Here is a 17670-nt window from a genome sequence, read left to right as displayed (position 1 = left end):
CATAGGTATTTTCCATAGGTATTTTCCATAGGTATTTTCCATAGGTATTTTCCATAGGTATTTAGGAGGCGTTGCTTCGCTCGCCTCCTAATCCTCATCTACACTCATTTTAATTTTCTCTAATAATACATATGTTTGTTTTTTAAATTCCTGATATTGTTTTTGCTGATACTTTTCTTGTTCAAACAAATCTAATAATGAAATTCGCTGTAAACTTGCTTCGTCAAATGCTGTGCGATCTTGGAAATACCCTAAGAACAAATCATTCATTGCAATGATTTGTTTAAACTGTCGAGAAACATCAGTATTATGTGCAATTTGGTTACCTACATAACGTACTTTCGCATGCACATAGCTCTTACCAGTAAAAACATCTATTAGCTCTGTTGTTAAATAATCAATATGGCTACTTAAATTTAATAAGGCCTCAAAACCATCTGCACTTGGATCTGATACCCCTAAAACGAGATCTGACACTGCTAACATATTATTGGTTATTATGTTACTATCGTTTCGTGTATCAATCACAACATAATCATATTTTTTAAACGTATCGTGTTGACGAATATAGCTACTAAAAATCAATGTATTATTGATTCGTTGAATTAATTCAGCATTCACTAATTCTAATTCAGCTGTTCCCGCAACAAGATCTAACTGCTCTCTAACCGACATTGGTATGACTACTTGACGTCGAAATAATCGGGTCAATTCTGCTTGTTCCTCGATTTCTTCGGTAAAACGTTTGGTTGCATTACCGCTTTCGTCTGAATCAATCAAGCACGTTTTGCCGAATTGTGAAAGATATACTGCTAACATACAAGATACGCTTGTTTTCCCCGTTCCACCTTTTTTGTTGTTTACTGTAATAAATTTTGTCATTGTTTTTTCCCTCTCTTTATTATTTGTATTCTAAACTTTCCTTTTTTCTAAATTGTTTCCCTTCTCGTACACCTTCCTGAAATGCTACCATGTCTTTTGTTTTATGAAACGTGCCTTTTTCTAGTACTAGCAATAATTGGTCAAACTCTTGTTGCACGTGTTCTGGTACTTGTAAAGAGCCATTTCGTACCCGTTTTTTACTTGCTCCCAGAATTGTTTTTGCAATCCTACAAGATAACCTTGAATATAGCCTTGTTTTAGCTAAGGCACTCATAGATTTCTGATCATTTGCATCATTCGCTAAAACTAATAATTTTTGAATCTTCATAAAGCGTTTATCCATTACTTCGTTTTTCCACCTCCATGAAAACCAAATGCTTTCATCACCTGATATTCTCCACGAACGATTCGTTCAAACGTATGAGCAGGATAATAACGCACTTTGCTTTTTGCTCGATCATTAGCAACAATTTCGTCCCACATTTCTTTAACTTCCCTTGAAACTAAACAATCAATTCTTACTTTTTCATCCACATGTGGAGCTATTAGGTTCACATGTGGACTTGAATCATCTTTCTTCACTTAGAAAACTCCCTTCTTTTTCTGTACTTTGTTGATACATATATTCATCCCAGGACATGAACAAATAAATGAATAAACTAGAAAATAGTCCTAGTTGAAACATGCCAGGTAACAATCGTGTAATCATGCCTACTAAAATCAGTGCAACAATTAGCCGTTTATTCATCTTGAATTTTTCCCCTTTTTGTTTACAATAAATTTGCTAATACTTGTAATTAATTTTCATATTTATTCCTCAGTCCTTATTTCAATAAATAAGGACTGTTTTTTATCAAATCACTTTAATTAACCTTTTCTAATTTTTTATAGTCTGGTTATTTCTTCGAAATTTCTTGTCCCACGAATCAAACGATACTGACTTTTACAGTTAGAGCATTTCCAAATATACGTCGGATAGAAATGCCCTTGGTTTCTTCTCATTTGGTGTTCTGCCAACTCGGAACAATCACACTTAATATAGGTTGGCGGCCAATGATATCGTTGATTGAATTGATTGATTGGAATCAAAAATCTTCCCCAAAAACATTCTCGATTTGAAAATTGGTACATATTCTTCACTCCCTCATAGTTACTCTTGACGAGCCGGTCAAATAATTGATTGTATAACCTTCTTGTGTATTGCGTATATACACGTTGAATGAAATTCGATTGTCTTCTATACTTTATGCTTCCAGTTGTACACCTCTAGCAACCAGTTCTTCTCCTCGAAAATCTGGTGTGACACGATAGCACACATGATTCCCTGTTTCTCGTAAATATCCTGCGATCTGATTTTCATATTCCACCATGGCAGGTGTATTGAACGAACGTGTTCCTGTCATCAAATTTTTAGGGTTATTGTTTTCTCCAGTCAATTGGTAACCAATTAAATGGCAACAATTATATAAATAATCCCCATTCTTCATTTTCTTTTGTTTCCGACCAGTAGAATCGATATATAATCGTTCTCGTTTTTCAGTCGGCATCATGCTTTTGTGTAACATCGCATTCGCTTCTCCTACACGGTTCAAATGATCTAATTTGTAAAATCGTTACCAAGCAACTAATTCTAACGATAATTCTTTTTCAGAAAAGCTTGGCTGGTTGTGATTGACTATTTCTACCTGCACCTGTCCATTACTTACAGCAGCTTCTTTTTCTAGCTTATCGACAAAAAACTGTGTACTTCATGAAATGTTTCACTTAGGTCTGTTGGTGATTGATTCCATTCAGAACCAACCACGACCAAGCCAAACAATGCTCCATAATCCTTTTTTAGTTTCTTCATTGTTTGTCTACCTCATTTCTTCATAGCGATTGTAAATAATAACTTTTTCAATCGGCAGGTTTCCAGTTTGTTTTTCGATCAATCTAGGTAAAATTTTTCGTAGCCATTCCTGATCCGGTACATAATCTAGGAAATTGCCGATTGTAGTAAGTATCAAGTTATCAGTAGAACATTCTACCAGTCGAATATTTTTATATGGTGGTATACTTGCTACAAAATTAATAATATTTTTTTCTGTCTTTTCAAAAGAACCGATATACTCTAAAGTCCTTTCGTTGTAGATATTAATTAAATTCATGATTTCCTCCTTATTTTCTAACCTTTTCTATACGTCTATTATACCATTACTTGTATACTAGTACAAGTAAAAGTTGATTAATTTTAATTTTTTTGTATACTAGTAATAGCAGAAAGGGGATTGATCTATGCATATTGATTTATCCAATCCAAAAATAAAAAAAGAATTTTCTAAATGGCTTGCTGATCATTTGGTCAGCAAAGAAATAGGTGCTCAGATTACTGGACAAACCACAAATGCATTTAATCAATCAGTTAAACTTGGTCAAATCACTCCATTTTATGAAACTGATGGCAAAGGTCCTGCGAAAGTAAAATTATATTTACGAGAAGAACTTGAAGAATACGCTCGAACAAAAAGAGCATATAATGCTAAATAATTTACTAAAGTAATAAAAAAGATAGCTATTCCAGGTGGAATAACTCAGATTGTAGACAAAAAGGAGTGGCTTAATTGCCAACTCCTTTTTGTTAGTCTTTGTAGAAATTTGAAATAAAAAGCCATAGGCTTTTTTGCTTTCCATAGCCATGTGGCTAGTTTTTTTAATTCATGGTAGCAAACGTAAGCATCGTGTGCGTAGCGACTTTTTCAAAACCTTGATATTTCGTCCAACGCATACCATGCTTTTCTTTTGCATCTGCAAATATTCGTTCAATGTTTTGTTTTCTCTTTTTATAAATTTCTCTATTCAACGCCGTATGGTGTTCAAGTTCATCATAAGATCCGCCCAAACATGTCGAGTCAGTATTTTTTGATATTTTGTACTCAAAGTACAGTTTTCAAGTAAAAGTCTTTTTTACGAAACATTCTTTTCACTCCACTCGACTGTTTGACCAGATCGATTGCGACTTGGCTGTCATGTACATTTCCTGATGTGATTCATGTAGATAAGATAAAACCATTATCTTCACAGGAAGTAAGTGCGGAATAAGCAAATTGTTTTTCTCGTTCGCCTTTGACATAGTAGCCGCTTTACGGATCAGCCTTACTTGTTTTTCTTTCAGCTTCACTTCCTTTTGTAAGTTCAAAGTAAAAAGGCGTTTTCCGGCCTCTATTCGTTGACGATTGGATAAATAAATTCAAAATCATGCGCGGCATCAATATTTCGAACAAGATGATCTTGAGGAACCAGATCATCAATCATGAGCATCGCAAATTGATTTCTACCATTCGTATTGTTTTTAGACATCATAACTATCACTCTTTGTATTCGGTTTCATAAATCTATTATAAAAGAAAAGACTGTAGACATCATCCATAAAAATAGACTTTGTCTACGGTCTGAACAGAAAGAAGTATTTTTTCTTTCTGTTCTTTTTATTCTAATATTTCTCATTATCAACATCATTTGACAAAGAGCCGGAATTTTTTAAACTACCGAATGAAGGAAAAAATGTACTGTTTATGTTTTTTGGAATATGAAGCTTTTGATTATCTTCATATAGTATTTACACTTCTAGAATATTTCAAATAGAAAAAATAAACGATATCAATGGTCAACAGTTGTAGTAATAACGAATGCGTAGCACCACTTCCATAATGGCCATTTTCTATATTATCTGTTCTAGAAGTTTGAAGCACATACTGCACTGTCTTCTCTAAATCTGATCCACCCAACTGAGTCATTCCAATTGTTGTTATATCATTCTTTCTGGCTTCTATAATCAATTGTAAGACTTCTCTGTTTTTACCTGAATGAGAAATCCCCCAAAAAACGATCTTATTATACTCTAAATCATTTTTTATTTGTTCCAAAATCAATGATTTGTCTTTTTCAAAGATAACCATTTTCCCAATTTTCAACCACTTTTGTCGTATATCTTCTGCAGCTATTCCAGAAGTTCCTACACCAAATACATAAATCTTGTCTGCATCATAAAGTTCTTTAACAATTTTGTTAATAGTTTTTTCATCTAACAGTTCCCCTATAGAATCTACAACCAACTTGTCATTAATTAATATTTTATTTTTAGTAACTTCAAATGATTCATCAAACGAAATATAATTGTATTCATTTCTAACATGTTGTTCAATTGAACGAGAAACAGCTAATTTAAAATCAGAATATTTTTTATAACCTATTTTTCTTGAAAAACGAATAACAGTAGCTGGGCTTGTTTCTGATAAATCTGCTAATTTTTGAGCAGTCATGTGTGGAATATCACCAAGATTAGCTAATATATAACTAGCTAATTTCTCTTCAGTCATGGACAACTCATTTTGAACATTCTCAATGTTTTTTATAAGACTCATTTTTTTCTCCTTTGTTCCTTCTATAGTAATAATACACAGCGTATTAAAATCTTGAGATATAGGCAAATTTCGCATACATGGCAACAAACAAGGTTGCGTCTGCAATTTCTTTTTTGCTTTTTTCATAAAATCTACTAATAGCTTTTATTGAATCTTTTTCACCAATATAATCCAAAAATTCTAAAGAAAAATCAGTTAGTTCCTATCCAACATCTAATTCATTTGCTAATTGTTTGTAACAAGCCAAACCAATAGAATAAGCACTCCCCTCATCTCCTAAAATATGTCCCCACCCACCTACTCGATAAAAAGTAGCATGCTGCAAACCATAACCAACTGAGCCCGTTCCTGAAATAATCAGTACACCATCATTTCCTTTTAATCTATTGATTAACGCCAATTTCGCATCACTTATTACAATGAATGAACAGTTACATAATGCTTTTAATTTGTTTTCTATGTCATTTTAAAGCTCACTTGTTTCTATTCCTGCAATCCCTACAAGAATCATTTTAACTTCATTATGATATTTAGTTAATAAAAATTTAACCCTTGTTGAATAATCGACCACGCATACTCTTTTTGGACAACAATATTTGCTACATCCAAGTTAAAATCTTTAACCAAAACACCATTTACATCGTACATACTAAATTTTGTTTTTGTGCCGCCAGCATCTACTCCAGTGAGATATTCCATACCTACACTCCTCATAAAAAGAGGACTTTATAACTAAGTCCTCTTTTAGTATATTAATTATTTTCATTAATTTGCTTTTGCATTTTGATTAATCGCTCAATCAATGCTTGTTCACTCATAACCGTCATTAATTGATCTTGGGCATGAATCAATAGTAAACTAATTTCGCCTTTACCGGCCAGATTATCTTGAATCAATTGAGTTTGAATATTATGTGCTATATTCATCTCCTCTTTTGCCTTGTTTAACAAATTATCTATTTCGTAATATTCTTTATTCTCTGCACATTCTAACGTTTCAAATAACAATCCGCGTGCATTCCCACTATGAACAATCAAATCAAAAATTTTTGTTTCTAATTCTTCCATATTTTTCACATCCATTAATATTTAATTCTGTTAAAAAAGACGATAAATAAATAGATTACAAATCATAAACATTACTACAAATGTAAGAAAAGTAAAAAAAATATACCGCTTCCATTTAAACGGTTCTTTTTTTTCAAAGTATAAAATTATCATTGGAAATACAAAGCTTATTGCTAAAATATTTCCCCAAAATAAAAGTTTTTTTGAATTATAAATAGTACTAAAATAAATAAGAATGACATTTATGATTAATAAACACAAAACATAAACAAAAGCATTAAAAAAACGGGATTTATCTCTCATTCTTCTTCCAACTCAAGTTGTAATTGTTTTTTGTCATAAATTTTAACGAACGGATAATAAATAAAAGTTGATATTAAGATATTTATAATCACTAACACAATCGCATGCCAATCTCCGCCAGTTGCTAAAAAAGCGCCAATTGGTGCAGGTAATGTCCATGGTGGTTGTACGTACATCAAATGAATAAATTCTAATTTAAACGCAAACCACGTTACAATAGTCATAATTACTGGTGCTAAAACAAACGGAATAAAAAATAGTGGATTAAGCATAATCGGGAATCCAAATATAACTGGTTCATTGATATTAAAAATACTTGGGATCAAGCATGCTCGACTAATTGACTTTGTATATTTGGCACGACCAAATATAATAGCGCAAATTATCAATCCTAAAGTAGCTCCCGATCCGCCAATCCAAATAAACCATTGAAAAAATGTTTCTGGAGCAATATGCGTAGGTGTTTGATGGTTCGCCACTTTTTCAGCATTTTCAGTAAAATATTGTAACCAAATTGGACGTGCCACAGAACCAACGATTGAATCTCCATGAATCCCAAATAGCCACAAAAATGTTACTAACAAGACCGGAACTAACACACCTAAAAAGGTATCCCCTGCTTTAACTAAAGGAGAGAATAAAACTTGTATTACTTGCTCTAAGTTGATTTTAAAAACTACATTAATTGTACCAATAACAGCAATTACAATGGCAGCTGGAATAACTGCCTCAAAAGAATGCGCCACCGAACTAGGAACTTGTTCAGGCATCTTAAACATCACGTTTTTTACTTTACAAAAACGTAAAACTTCCACTGCAAAAATTGCTAAAAGCATACATGGAAAAATTCCAACTGAACCTAAAGATTCCATGGGTAACATTAGCCCTTCATCAAATTGAACTGGCATAATGCTTAACAAAAAAGCAGCTACTGATAATTGCCCCCCTGTCAATGGATCCAAGTCATAACTTTTAGCTAAATTATAACCAATACCAAAACAGATATATAAAGACATAATCCAAAAAGTCATTCGATAAGGGATTAATATTTCACTAATATGTTCAGCTGCCCATTGATGGATTCCCCAGGTTTCTGGAACTGGCGGAAAAGCAATAATTAAAAAGAAACTTCCTACGATAATGAATGGTATCGTCGAAACAACTCCATCTCGCAAAGCTCGTAAATGACGTTGTTCTGAAATTTTTGACATAGGCAATGCCACTTTTTCCTCTAAAACTTCAAAAAAACGGATCATATTCTGTCTACAACCTTTCTTTTAATTAGTTTTGTTCAATTAAAGCTAATAAATGTTTTCCTCCCAGTGGACTATAATCTCTAGGTTGAATCAATTCAATTGGTAAATTCATTTCATCTGCTACCTCTTTAAATAATTTAAATCGATGTTTCACTTGCGGGGCAACTAAAACAATGTCCCATTGCTTTGATTTCATTGCATGCTCTGCTTCGCCACTTCCAACTGCAGAACTTTCTAATTCAACATTATTTTTTTCTGCTTCCTTTTCTAAAGCATTTTCTATAATCGCACTAGACATTCCACCAGAACAAATAAATAAAACGCGTTTCATAACAATTACCTCCAAATTAAATTTTATTTGTTTGTTTCTTTATAAAATCTTGATACCAATAAAAACTGTCTTTCTTGTATCGATGGTATGTTCCATTTCCTTCATTATCCCCATCAACATAAATTACCCCATACCGCTTATCCATTTCACAACTACCAGCAGAAACAATATCAATAATGCCCCAAGCAATATATGCACGAATATCCACTTTATCTTCTTTTTCTGCCTTAATGATCTCGTTAAAATGAGAATCAAAATAATTGATTCGATACAAATCATGAACTTGTTCTTTTTCCAATACATCCTTCGCACCAAACCCATTTTCAGCAATAATGACAGGACAATTATAGCGATCATAAACTTTATTCAAAGTTGTACGTAACCCTATTGCATCAATCTGCCATCCCCACTCACTAGCTTGAAGATAAGGATTTTTAGTTGTAATAACTAAATTACCAGCAGTTTTTTCCACTTCTTCTGTAGTGACAACACTTGAAGAATAATAAGAAAATGAAATAAACTCACAAGGAAATTCACTCAATACTTTTTTATCATCTTTTGTTATATTCAAGTTAACGTTATTTTTTTCAAAAAAATCATCCATATAATAAGGATATTTCCCTTTCATTAGCACATCACTACAAAACCATTGATTAACTTGTTCTTCCTTCACTAATTTGAAATTATCTTCTGGTTTTGGCGTAAATGGGTAATAACAAAAACAAGAAATCATTGCGCCAAACTCCCCAGATACCTTCATTTTTTTAGCTAACTGTATCGTTTTCGCATTCGCAACAAACTGATGATGCAAAGATTCAAAAACTTTTTGCATATCATAGCCTTCACTTTCCGGCTTAATTAAACCGGTTCCATTATATGGACTAAAGTAACCAGCATTTATCTCATTAAAAGGTAGCCAATAATCAACATAACTCCCCCAACGCTCAAATACAAAATTCGCAAAATTCAAATAGTAGTGAATCATATTTCTATTCGTCCACCCACCATAATTTTCGACCAGATACAAAGGTACTGCATAATGATTCATTGTTAGAAAAATTTTAATGTTGTTCTGTGAACAAAATTCAAAAATCTGATCGTAGTACTGAACGCCCTCCATATCTGGTTTTTCTTCAATACCTTTTGGAAATAACCTTGCCCAACTTAATGAAAAACGATAAATTTGAATTCCCAATTCTTTCAATAAATTTAAATCTTCTTCTACATGCTCATAACCTTTCGTTCCAACTCTAAATGGATAATACAGCTTACCTTCTTCACTTTTCGATTCTTGAATCACTTGTTTGGTTAATAATCTCGTCTGCGTAGTTGCATTACTATTTCTTGGCAAATATGGTCTACAATCTTGAGTATCGATTCCTTTTTTTTTGTCAAAACCTCCTTCATATTGACTTGCCGCAGTCGCTCCTCCCCACATGATCACTTTTGTAACCCCTTTCTTTGCAGAAGTAAAAAATTATAATTATGATCATAAATACTAGACGAACCAATTAAACATAGAATCATAATTACATAGCTAATTGTACATCCTACGAATTTTTATTTCAACATTTTTATAAAAAACAAGATTTTTTATTCCAAAAAAACAACTGGTAAATTTCTATTTTACTCAGACTGTAGACAAAAAGGAGTGGCTTAATTGCCAACTCCTTTTTGTCTACAGTCTGAGCTATTCCAGGTGGAATAACTGTTTTTCTTGTTTAATCCCTCTTTTTCTTTAGAAGTTAACTAAAATAGTTCTAGTTGCGTCACATTATTCTTTATTCTATCGATAGCTCTGGTATAATAGTCTCCATTTGTCTCAAATCCAATAAAATGACGATCTGTATTGATACAAGCAATTGCAGTTGTCCCACTTCCCATACAGTTATCTAAGACAATTTCCCCCTTCTTCGAGTATGTTTTTACTAAATATTCAAGCAACTTTACAGGTTTTTGTGTCGGATGAAAAGTATTCTTTGATTCTTTGTCAAAACGCAATACATTATTCGGGTAACCAGTAAATTCCTGAACATACTCCTTTCCGGCTAAATATTTTGATTTATAGACGGTTCCTTCAGAGTATTTCCTCATCTGGCTCTCAGGAGTTTTTATTTTTTCTAACCCTTGCGGATAGTATGAAGGTGTCCCTTTAGAAAATACAGAGATTGTTTCTACAGAACGCATTGGCTGTTTCTTCGCTAGAGTGAACGCTGTCGCAGTATTCTTTATCCAATACCAATCATATTTATAATTTTTCCAATTACTCATTCGTAGTTGAGTCGAAAATGGTTCTGCACCAAATAAAACAATTGCACTGTTTTCTTTCGTAACGCGTAAATAGTTCTTCCATAATTTGTCCCAAGGCAAAATTGTATCCCAGGAACATGCAGTTGTACCATACGGTAAATCACAAAGAATCAGATCAATACTATTATCTGCAATCTTTTCCATACCAATTAAGCAGTCTTCAAAGTAAATCGTATCTAATTGAATCATAGGTTTCTCCTCTACGATTCAGGCCTGAATCAATTTTTTTCAAGTCTTGATACTTATACTATAAAAACAAAATTGTACTTTAAGCTTCCCTGAATGTTCCTACAAAAGTTGAAAATTTTTTGCAATGTAGTAGATTACATCCACTGTCACACTATTACCTGCTTGCTTATACAATTGACTATCTGACATTTTCTGCTCAAAATCGCATTGATAATGATTTAAACTATTTTCCAAAATATATCTTGCAATTTCTTTACTATTAAATTTTGCAGCCAAAAAAGCCCAATCTGGAAAAGCTTGTAGACGCCAACATTCCATCGGAGTCAACTTTCGTATTTGAAAGTCATTTGTGACGACTGCTTGTTGATCACCTGTTACAAGTGTATGTGCCGATTGTTTACCTACCCGTCCCCGACGCTTATTCGATTTTGGATAAGCAAAATTGATACTGTCCCCAGCTTCCGCAATTGCGTAGCCTTTTTTCGTTGCTTCTTTAACTAGAATTTTAGGCTGTTGCCCTCCTCCTTGCATCGTGTTTAACGTTGGAGATATTCCCTCAGTGGAGTAGACAGTAACAGACGATCGATAATTTCCATCAAGCTTTCCTTCAACAATAATTCCATGTCGATCTTGAGCTGTAAGTGTGAACATAGCTTCTTGATTATTTTTTGTTCTTCGTCCTTGCTGACGTATATTTCGTTTATCTGGAGAAAGAACCGGAATCGCCACTTTAGTTCCCTCACCTTTATTCGTTGTTAATGTTGGCGCAAGCCCTTCTGAACTACAGACTTGTCCATTCATTCCTTGACCACTTGGATTCACATTCCCTATAACGATCTGTTTTGGCATCTTATAATCAGTCGCTGTCAAAGTTCCGATTAAACCGTCTGTATAATAGGTTCGTTCTCTTATATTTGTATTCAAATTGTTTTTCTTGTTCGTTGTACCAGCTAGATTAATTTTTGCTGATTCTTGATTAATTGATTCTTTTTCTCCTGTGAGAGGTAAAAACTTTCGGGCACTTGATTTTCTAAAATATCCGATAATAAATACACGTTCCCTGTTTTGTGCAACAAAATCCTTGCTGTTAAACACTTGCCAGTCCACGTCATACCCCAATCCATCCAACGTTCGGAGGATTGTTTCGAACGTAGTCCCTCTTTCGTGGTTAAGCAATCCCTTGACGTTTTCAAGGAATATAAAGCTTGGTCGCAGAATATGTGCGAAGCGTGCAATTTCAAAAAAGAGAGTTCCTCTAACATCTTCGAAACCTCTTCTTTTCCCCGCAAGACTGAAAGCTTGGCACGGAAATCCTCCGGTGATAATATCGACATGTCCGAATCCTCGAATAGTGTCATCTGATACTTTTGTAATGTCATGCATTTCCACCTCATTTGTTGTATCGAATATAGCTTTATAACTTTGTCTCGCATACTTATCAATTTCACAAAAACCTACACATCTATGACCAGCTCGCTCCATTCCTAATCTAAAACCTCCAACACCTGCAAATAAATCAATAAAAGTTAAAGATTGTGTTTTCTTTCTCATCCATTGCCTTTCCCACAGCTGTGTTTCGTTTATTCAAGCTTGTAAAAAAAGAATAACAATCACACTGTTGGTCAAAATGAACGAAAAAGTTGACTAAAAGTTTAAATTTTTCGCGGGCCTTTTTTATGCTGCTTTTCATCAATTCCTGGATAAAAATGTTTTTTTTGAACTCTAAACTCGTAATTTTTAAGTTCTTCTAAAGTGAACTCCTCCACTCCTTCTTTCTGTATTTCTTGTTGTAATTTTCTCGATAGATTAGCCACAAAACTAGATTCTATTCTTTCAATTTGCTGAAGATCTTCGAGAAGCATTGTTATAGGTAACGCATATTTCCCCATTTCATTCCCAGGAATAATTATTCCATTATTATTTATCAACCAAACTTGATAAGAAATTCTTTCCTTCATCAACGGATTTTCTACTAAATTTCTAATCTTACATAATTCATAAGAAAGATCATCAATCTCCACAAGAATCATCTACTTTCTGTCCGTTTATTTGTTTTAGCACGATCAAATGTAAAGCTGAAGTAAATTGAATCAACGCTTGCTTTGAATCGCTTAAAATAATATTTTTTTGGTAATGAATTCTCTCACTGACAAGAGAAACAGATAACCCATACAAATACCTCAAAAGAAATATCTTTCTCCTTCGTTCCGTTATTTCTGGCTTATAAGGGTGAATTATTGCTAAATATCCTGTCAAAAAAATTTTATGAAGGAATAAAAATTCTTGATAAGACGGATCATCAAACAATTCTTTTGAAACATTTTCTTTGTGTAAAAAAGAATATTGCTCTTGAATTTTAGGGTTTGTTGGAATTCCCATTTTTTCTCGTGAACTCTTATATTCAGAAAGAAAGATCCCTAATTTTTCTTTTGTTTTTTCCCATTGAACAATATCTTCAGACGGCAACTGATATTTTGTAACATCAAATAATTCCATATTCCCTCCTTGACAAAAAAACATTCTTCAATTGAATAAAGCCATTCCTTTGACTATACTTTTTATGTGGAGGCGATAATAAACAAAAAAACTTCAGCAATTTTTACCCTATTTTTTCAAAACAAAAAAGCATTGGTTGATTAATACTCACCAATACTTTTTCATTAAAAATATTTCCGTTTATTTTTGTATTTTCTAGTACATTTTTTCCTATCTCAAAGCTATTTTTCCTTTCATTCGCTCTTTGAACATGTTCTTCAAATTTATTCGGTTTAGACATCTTAGTGTAATCAGTTGCAAAAGAAACAAACTGTCTAGGAATTATCAAATATTCGTCTGTTTCTTTTGTTAATGCTCTTAAATAAAGATTTCTACTACTCATTATAACCGATAATTTTTTTCCGCCCCTAATTCTTTTTCTGATTCTGCTCGGATCTCACGATAATATTCAAGATCTTTTACAATGTCATTAAATGTGTTTTGGAGAATTTCTTTACTCAATTTCACAGCTTTTACTTCTTCTTTGATCTCATCAAAAGACAATGCAGACTCTTCTGAGCGTCGATTCTTTGATTCTCCAGTTAATATTCCTTTTGATAATTGATTCAAATCAATAATTTTTTGGTCCAATTCTTTCAGCTTTGCTTCTGCTTCTTTTAAGGATCGTTCCAACTTTGTTTCAAGCTGTACCATCTGTTTACTATCGTTCACACCATGTTCTGCTAAAAAATTAATAGCTGCAATAATATCATCCAGTTTAGAAATAATTGGTTCTTTCCGTAATGGAATTGTTCCATTATATAACTTCAGTTGCTTCAAAAGCGTTTCACCTGTCATATATTTATTCTTAGTAGAATTCTTCTCATTCATAAAGTAAAACATATCACTTCGCTTAAAATAAAAATTATATTCCCCGTTTTCCAATGGGTCAAGTTTGTACCCTCCAATAAATAGCTGTCCTCTTTCTGTTACACCTGTATCGATTGTTAAGTAAATTCCTTTGGAAGTTACATAATCGATTTGCCAACTTTCAAGTTTAACCAGGTAATCAAAATCATTTTTAATCGCTTGTTCTTTTTCTTCATAGCGTTCCAAGACGTCATCAATAGAAAAGCTCCCTTCGTTTTCTTTTAAACGTTGTTCAATTCGATCAAGATTATATTTTTCTGGATCTCGTTTTGATAAATTTCTTCCTCTCGTATTTTTTATTTGCGGTTCATCTAACAAACGAAAAGTGGACCACTTCTTAGAAAAATCAACTGATACATGAAGTGCCGCTGCTTTTTCAATAAAGTCATTGATATCAGACGAATGTTCTAACAGAAAATCAAGACGTGATTTGATTTTGCTTTTATAGATTGTTTCCGTCTGCCATTTGGTATATTTCTTATGCGAGTTTTTCGGTGACTTCGTAATAATTTTTGCACCATACTTTGACGCGATTTTATCTGAGACTTGCTCAAATTCTTCTTTGGTTTTATTCCAAGTCGTTCCATCTTTTCGTTGAGGTTTTTCCCACCTCATTGATTTCCCCGTCACCATATTTGTCGAATTGACAAATATATGATTGTGCAAATGATCTTTGTCATTGTGAGTCGCAATCACAAACTCATATTCTCCGCCTGTAAATTCCAAAATTGTTTTGCGCCCAATCTCATGAACTTGTTCAGGCGTCAAATTATCGTCTGGAGAAAATGATTGAATGAGGTGATAGCCTAAAACTGGTTTTCCTTTCCCGCCTCCATTTTCTATATTCGCTTGTTTCCATTCCATTTTTTCGGTCTTTGGATTAAATTCTATGTCCGTTCCTTTTTGTTTTGACATACTTTCCTTGGTTAACAAAAATTCTTTGGAAGCATTATTAATATCAATGATTTGATACCCCGAATAAAGTTGCTTACTCATTGTCTTATTCTCATTAGCAATATAATTGAATAAATGATCTAAGTGACTGGTCTCACCATCGATAGTTGTTTTCATTGCATCTTCAATATATTTTTCTAGTTGACTCAAATGCTTTACCCCATGAATCGGAATTGCTTTTGTATAAACCATGCTTAAACACTTCGCTCTTTCTTGATTTCTTCTTTTAGGGTTTCTTCAACCAATTGTTTTAAACTACTCACTTCTTCAGTAAGACTCTCAATGTCCTTTTGCGAGATTTCCTGAAATTGATTCGCCAATCGAGCAATTTGATTGATATTATTCCCCACTCGATTGACGGCACTAACTAATCGTCTTAAATCAGAAAAATCTACATATCGAATCTCTCCTTGAATCAAAAGTATTCTTGCAAAATTTTGAAAATTCTTATACGGACTTTTTTTTATTTTTCTATTAATGTACTCATTTTCTTGTTCGTTAAAACGAACAAGTCGTTGAATTGGTCTTCTTAAATTCCTTTGTTTCATATTTTTCTCCTAAAAAAATAGAACACAATATTGTATTGTGCTCTAAAAAATTTACTTAATAAAATATTTTGATTTTTTTATTTCTGAACGTGGTAAGTAATAAAGAACAGGAGAACTCAACGTATCAAAAAAACATGAAATTATCTTTTCATTGGATAATATTTTTATTTGTTCAATTACCAAACTTTCCTTACTGAAATAATTGAATGGTGACCCATGTCCAGTATCCTTATATACAAAATTATCTCCTTGAATCACTTTGCAATGCTTACACGTATTTGCATAATATGATTCTCCGATCGTTCTTGAAAATCTACGTTCAATGCCATAGTGGTCATGAATATAACTTTTAAAATTATCATCAAATTGACCAATTATTTCTGACCAAGGAACAATATAAACATCAAAACCATAATCTGAAATTTTTAGATTAGACTTAGTTAAAAATTGAGTGTCATCATTTAATAATCCCAAGCCAGATACTCTTGTTTTGTTCTTACATCTAAAACAAAATTGTTCACCACTAATAATATTAATATGTTTTAAAATAGACACGCTTAATTCTTCAAAAGGAATTTCTTCTCGAATGTTCTTTGTAAACCTACACTTAGGAAAATTATTACATCCTAAGAATTCCCCATATTTTCCATTTCTCACAATCAGTGTTCCACCACATTCTGGACAAATTTCTTTAGACAACTCGTCTTTTTTTTTGAAAAAATTAAGTTTATCAAACATGAAAAAAACACCTCCAAGAGGATTTTAACACATGATAAAAATAATCTGTACTCAAAAAACGAACACAAAAATTTACAGATTTTTTAGAGCCGGCAGGGGCGACCGAGCTTCTCCCCTGCACCCCTCTTGAGGAAAAACAAATTTTTTCCTCAAACGCTCAGACGTTTTTCACCTTTTGCAAGCATGGCAAGATGATAGCATCTTGCGATATTTTAAAAGGAACCCGATAAAAATCGAGTTCCTTTTAAATTTTTGGGGCCTGCCCCAATCCCCGTTTTCACTACGAAATAATTAATTTGATTTCATTTTTCCAAGACAAGAATTCATCATTGAGCGAAACCAATTTTCTTGCGAATGATCTTTCGATTCATTGAGAGTCTGATTTTTCAAAATCAGTTCGTCATTTTCTTTTTGTTTTTCTTCACCTTGAATTTCTGGCAACGAATGATTGTCTGTATTGTTTTTTTTCATAACACCATAGTTAGGATCATAACAATTCACAATTTCCTGAATCAAACCTCTATACTCTCTATCGGAACGAATTGATTTTATTCGTTCAACTGCTTCTTTGTACAAACTTAAATCCACTTCCACCTCAGCTTCTTCATAACTCTGAATCATTTTTTCAAGTCGTCGCAACATTTGTTGTTTTGGCATCGTTTTTCGTTTACTATGAATTTTTGGCTTATCACTCATTGGATCTACCAGTAATACTTGAGCTAAGATAAATTCAAATTCTTCATTGGTCATTTTCTTCCTCCTTATTTTTTCCTATTACTAATTTCTTTTTCGTTGTCCTCAGTCGGTTATTCAATGCGTCAACTGAGGACGATTCACTTTTGGGGACTCTTTTGTCTCTTCGACTTCAGTGGATTGATTAACTTCAGATGTTGTTTCTGACGGCTCACTACTTTCATTTTTGACTTCTAGTCTTTTTTTGACCGATAAATCTTTTTCTTCTTGTTGTCTTTTTAACTGTGCAAGTACTAAACGCTCTTCAAATTTATTTTCTGGCGGATCAATTCCATAAATGATTGTCATTTTTTTATCTAATTGCTCAATCATTTCCTGCGCTTGATGTGTGATTCGTTCCAATGATTTCGTAAATGAATCAATGTCTTTTCCTTGCGTTGTCCAAGAAGAAAGATAACCAAACGTATACGAGCTAGAATCAATTCCAAGATGATTACAAATAATATAAGCTAACGACTCTGCTTCAAATTCTTGTTGACGATAAGTCGAATCACCGAATATTACTTGTGAATCTGCATGCAATAACGCATGCGC

At 33.0% G+C, this 17670-nt stretch carries 24 protein-coding genes and 3 pseudogenes; 1 reads left to right on the top strand and 26 read right to left on the bottom strand.

Annotated features, from left to right (window positions below; genetic code table 11):
• Positions 1 to 87: 87 nt before the first annotated feature.
• The 8 genes and pseudogenes from AB3I00_RS14300 to AB3I00_RS14265 all read right to left on the bottom strand — a co-directional run bounded on the left by AB3I00_RS14300 (position 88) and on the right by AB3I00_RS14265 (position 3029).
• Positions 88 to 882 (bottom strand): ParA family protein, encoded by a 795-nt coding sequence (locus AB3I00_RS14300; protein WP_165007498.1) that lies wholly within the window; start codon positions 880 to 882, stop codon positions 88 to 90.
• A 19-nt stretch (positions 883 to 901) separates the two neighbouring features.
• A complete protein-coding gene (locus AB3I00_RS14295; protein ID WP_368025565.1) occupies positions 902 to 1225 on the bottom strand; it encodes a hypothetical protein in 324 nt (107 codons plus the stop codon).
• Positions 1225 to 1464: a hypothetical protein gene (locus AB3I00_RS14290; RefSeq protein ID WP_368025564.1), complete on the bottom strand. Its 240-nt coding sequence runs from the start codon at positions 1462 to 1464 to the stop codon at positions 1225 to 1227. Before AB3I00_RS14290 ends, AB3I00_RS14295 begins: the two co-directional genes overlap by 1 nt.
• Positions 1451 to 1630, bottom strand: coding sequence for a hypothetical protein (locus AB3I00_RS14285; RefSeq protein ID WP_368025563.1), 180 nt, complete (start codon positions 1628 to 1630; stop codon positions 1451 to 1453). The genes AB3I00_RS14290 and AB3I00_RS14285 overlap by 14 nt, the downstream gene beginning before the upstream one ends.
• Before the next feature lie 137 nt (positions 1631 to 1767).
• Positions 1768 to 2013, bottom strand: a complete 246-nt coding sequence (locus AB3I00_RS14280; RefSeq protein WP_368025562.1) for a hypothetical protein — start codon at positions 2011 to 2013, stop codon at positions 1768 to 1770.
• Positions 2014 to 2018: 5 nt separating this feature from the next.
• Positions 2019 to 2582, bottom strand: a pseudogene (locus AB3I00_RS14275) (DNA/RNA non-specific endonuclease); the annotation flags it as partial.
• Positions 2583 to 2602: 20 nt separating this feature from the next.
• Positions 2603 to 2731, bottom strand: coding sequence for a hypothetical protein (locus AB3I00_RS14270; RefSeq protein WP_368025561.1), 129 nt, complete (start codon positions 2729 to 2731; stop codon positions 2603 to 2605).
• Between the two features lie 7 nt (positions 2732 to 2738).
• Positions 2739 to 3029, bottom strand: a complete 291-nt coding sequence (locus tag AB3I00_RS14265) for a hypothetical protein (protein ID WP_368025560.1) — start codon at positions 3027 to 3029, stop codon at positions 2739 to 2741.
• Positions 3030 to 3156: 127 nt separating this feature from the next.
• Here AB3I00_RS14265 and AB3I00_RS14260 point away from each other — a divergent pair, with 127 nt between their 5' ends.
• Positions 3157 to 3408, top strand: a complete 252-nt coding sequence (locus AB3I00_RS14260; protein ID WP_368025559.1) for a hypothetical protein — start codon at positions 3157 to 3159, stop codon at positions 3406 to 3408.
• Positions 3409 to 3452: 44 nt separating this feature from the next.
• Here the strand turns inward: AB3I00_RS14260 and AB3I00_RS14255 are convergent.
• The 18 genes and pseudogenes from AB3I00_RS14255 to AB3I00_RS14170 all read right to left on the bottom strand — a co-directional run.
• A pseudogene (locus tag AB3I00_RS14255) lies at positions 3453 to 4239 on the bottom strand (transposase).
• A gap of 227 nt (positions 4240 to 4466) precedes the next feature.
• Entirely contained in the window at positions 4467 to 5408 is a 942-nt protein-coding gene (locus tag AB3I00_RS14250; protein WP_368025558.1) for a MurR/RpiR family transcriptional regulator, read from the bottom strand.
• 76 nt (positions 5409 to 5484) lie between these two features.
• Positions 5485 to 5682 carry a BadF/BadG/BcrA/BcrD ATPase family protein gene (locus tag AB3I00_RS14245; protein WP_368025557.1) on the bottom strand — a complete coding sequence of 66 codons (198 nt, stop codon included), beginning with the start codon at positions 5680 to 5682 and terminating at the stop codon, positions 5485 to 5487.
• 134 nt (positions 5683 to 5816) lie between these two features.
• Positions 5817 to 5981: a hypothetical protein gene (locus AB3I00_RS14240; protein WP_368025556.1), complete on the bottom strand. Its 165-nt coding sequence runs from the start codon at positions 5979 to 5981 to the stop codon at positions 5817 to 5819.
• A gap of 53 nt (positions 5982 to 6034) precedes the next feature.
• The gene (locus AB3I00_RS14235) at positions 6035 to 6349 is read right to left on the bottom strand and encodes a PTS lactose/cellobiose transporter subunit IIA (protein WP_368025555.1); all 315 of its coding nucleotides are present in this window, start codon (positions 6347 to 6349) and stop codon (positions 6035 to 6037) included.
• A 299-nt stretch (positions 6350 to 6648) separates the two neighbouring features.
• Positions 6649 to 7908: a PTS sugar transporter subunit IIC gene (locus AB3I00_RS14230; RefSeq protein WP_368025554.1), complete on the bottom strand. Its 1260-nt coding sequence runs from the start codon at positions 7906 to 7908 to the stop codon at positions 6649 to 6651.
• A 25-nt stretch (positions 7909 to 7933) separates the two neighbouring features.
• Positions 7934 to 8239: a PTS sugar transporter subunit IIB gene (locus AB3I00_RS14225; RefSeq protein ID WP_368025553.1), complete on the bottom strand. Its 306-nt coding sequence runs from the start codon at positions 8237 to 8239 to the stop codon at positions 7934 to 7936.
• A gap of 16 nt (positions 8240 to 8255) precedes the next feature.
• Positions 8256 to 9677, bottom strand: a complete 1422-nt coding sequence (locus AB3I00_RS14220; RefSeq protein ID WP_368025552.1) for a glycoside hydrolase family 1 protein — start codon at positions 9675 to 9677, stop codon at positions 8256 to 8258.
• Between the two features lie 311 nt (positions 9678 to 9988).
• Entirely contained in the window at positions 9989 to 10738 is a 750-nt protein-coding gene (locus AB3I00_RS14215; RefSeq protein ID WP_368025551.1) for a site-specific DNA-methyltransferase, read from the bottom strand.
• 99 nt (positions 10739 to 10837) lie between these two features.
• Positions 10838 to 12289, bottom strand: coding sequence for a DNA (cytosine-5-)-methyltransferase (dcm, locus tag AB3I00_RS14210; RefSeq protein ID WP_368025550.1), 1452 nt, complete (start codon positions 12287 to 12289; stop codon positions 10838 to 10840).
• Positions 12290 to 12390: 101 nt separating this feature from the next.
• Positions 12391 to 12759 carry a hypothetical protein gene (locus AB3I00_RS14205; RefSeq protein ID WP_368025549.1) on the bottom strand — a complete coding sequence of 123 codons (369 nt, stop codon included), beginning with the start codon at positions 12757 to 12759 and terminating at the stop codon, positions 12391 to 12393.
• Positions 12749 to 13234 carry a transcriptional regulator gene (locus AB3I00_RS14200; protein ID WP_368025548.1) on the bottom strand — a complete coding sequence of 162 codons (486 nt, stop codon included), beginning with the start codon at positions 13232 to 13234 and terminating at the stop codon, positions 12749 to 12751. The genes AB3I00_RS14205 and AB3I00_RS14200 overlap by 11 nt, the downstream gene beginning before the upstream one ends.
• A 103-nt stretch (positions 13235 to 13337) precedes the next feature.
• Positions 13338 to 13616 carry a hypothetical protein gene (locus tag AB3I00_RS14195; protein ID WP_368025547.1) on the bottom strand — a complete coding sequence of 93 codons (279 nt, stop codon included), beginning with the start codon at positions 13614 to 13616 and terminating at the stop codon, positions 13338 to 13340.
• Positions 13616 to 15289 carry a relaxase/mobilization nuclease domain-containing protein gene (locus tag AB3I00_RS14190; protein ID WP_368025546.1) on the bottom strand — a complete coding sequence of 558 codons (1674 nt, stop codon included), beginning with the start codon at positions 15287 to 15289 and terminating at the stop codon, positions 13616 to 13618. Before AB3I00_RS14190 ends, AB3I00_RS14195 begins: the two co-directional genes overlap by 1 nt.
• Before the next feature lie 2 nt (positions 15290 to 15291).
• A complete protein-coding gene (mobC, locus tag AB3I00_RS14185; RefSeq protein WP_368025545.1) occupies positions 15292 to 15645 on the bottom strand; it encodes a plasmid mobilization relaxosome protein MobC in 354 nt (117 codons plus the stop codon).
• Positions 15646 to 15696: 51 nt separating this feature from the next.
• Positions 15697 to 16383 (bottom strand): topoisomerase DNA-binding C4 zinc finger domain-containing protein, encoded by a 687-nt coding sequence (locus tag AB3I00_RS14180; protein WP_368025544.1) that lies wholly within the window; start codon positions 16381 to 16383, stop codon positions 15697 to 15699.
• A 291-nt stretch (positions 16384 to 16674) separates the two neighbouring features.
• Positions 16675 to 17133, bottom strand: a complete 459-nt coding sequence (locus AB3I00_RS14175) for a hypothetical protein (RefSeq protein ID WP_368025543.1) — start codon at positions 17131 to 17133, stop codon at positions 16675 to 16677.
• Positions 17134 to 17193: 60 nt separating this feature from the next.
• Positions 17194 to 17670: pseudogene (locus tag AB3I00_RS14170) on the bottom strand (hypothetical protein); the annotation flags it as partial.

This window comes from Enterococcus sp. C76 (genome assembly GCF_040886985.1).
Lineage (GTDB): Bacteria > Bacillota > Bacilli > Lactobacillales > Enterococcaceae > Enterococcus_B > Enterococcus_B lactis.
Note: the sequence above shows the minus strand (reverse complement) of the source record. Positions and strands in the feature narration are given on the sequence as shown.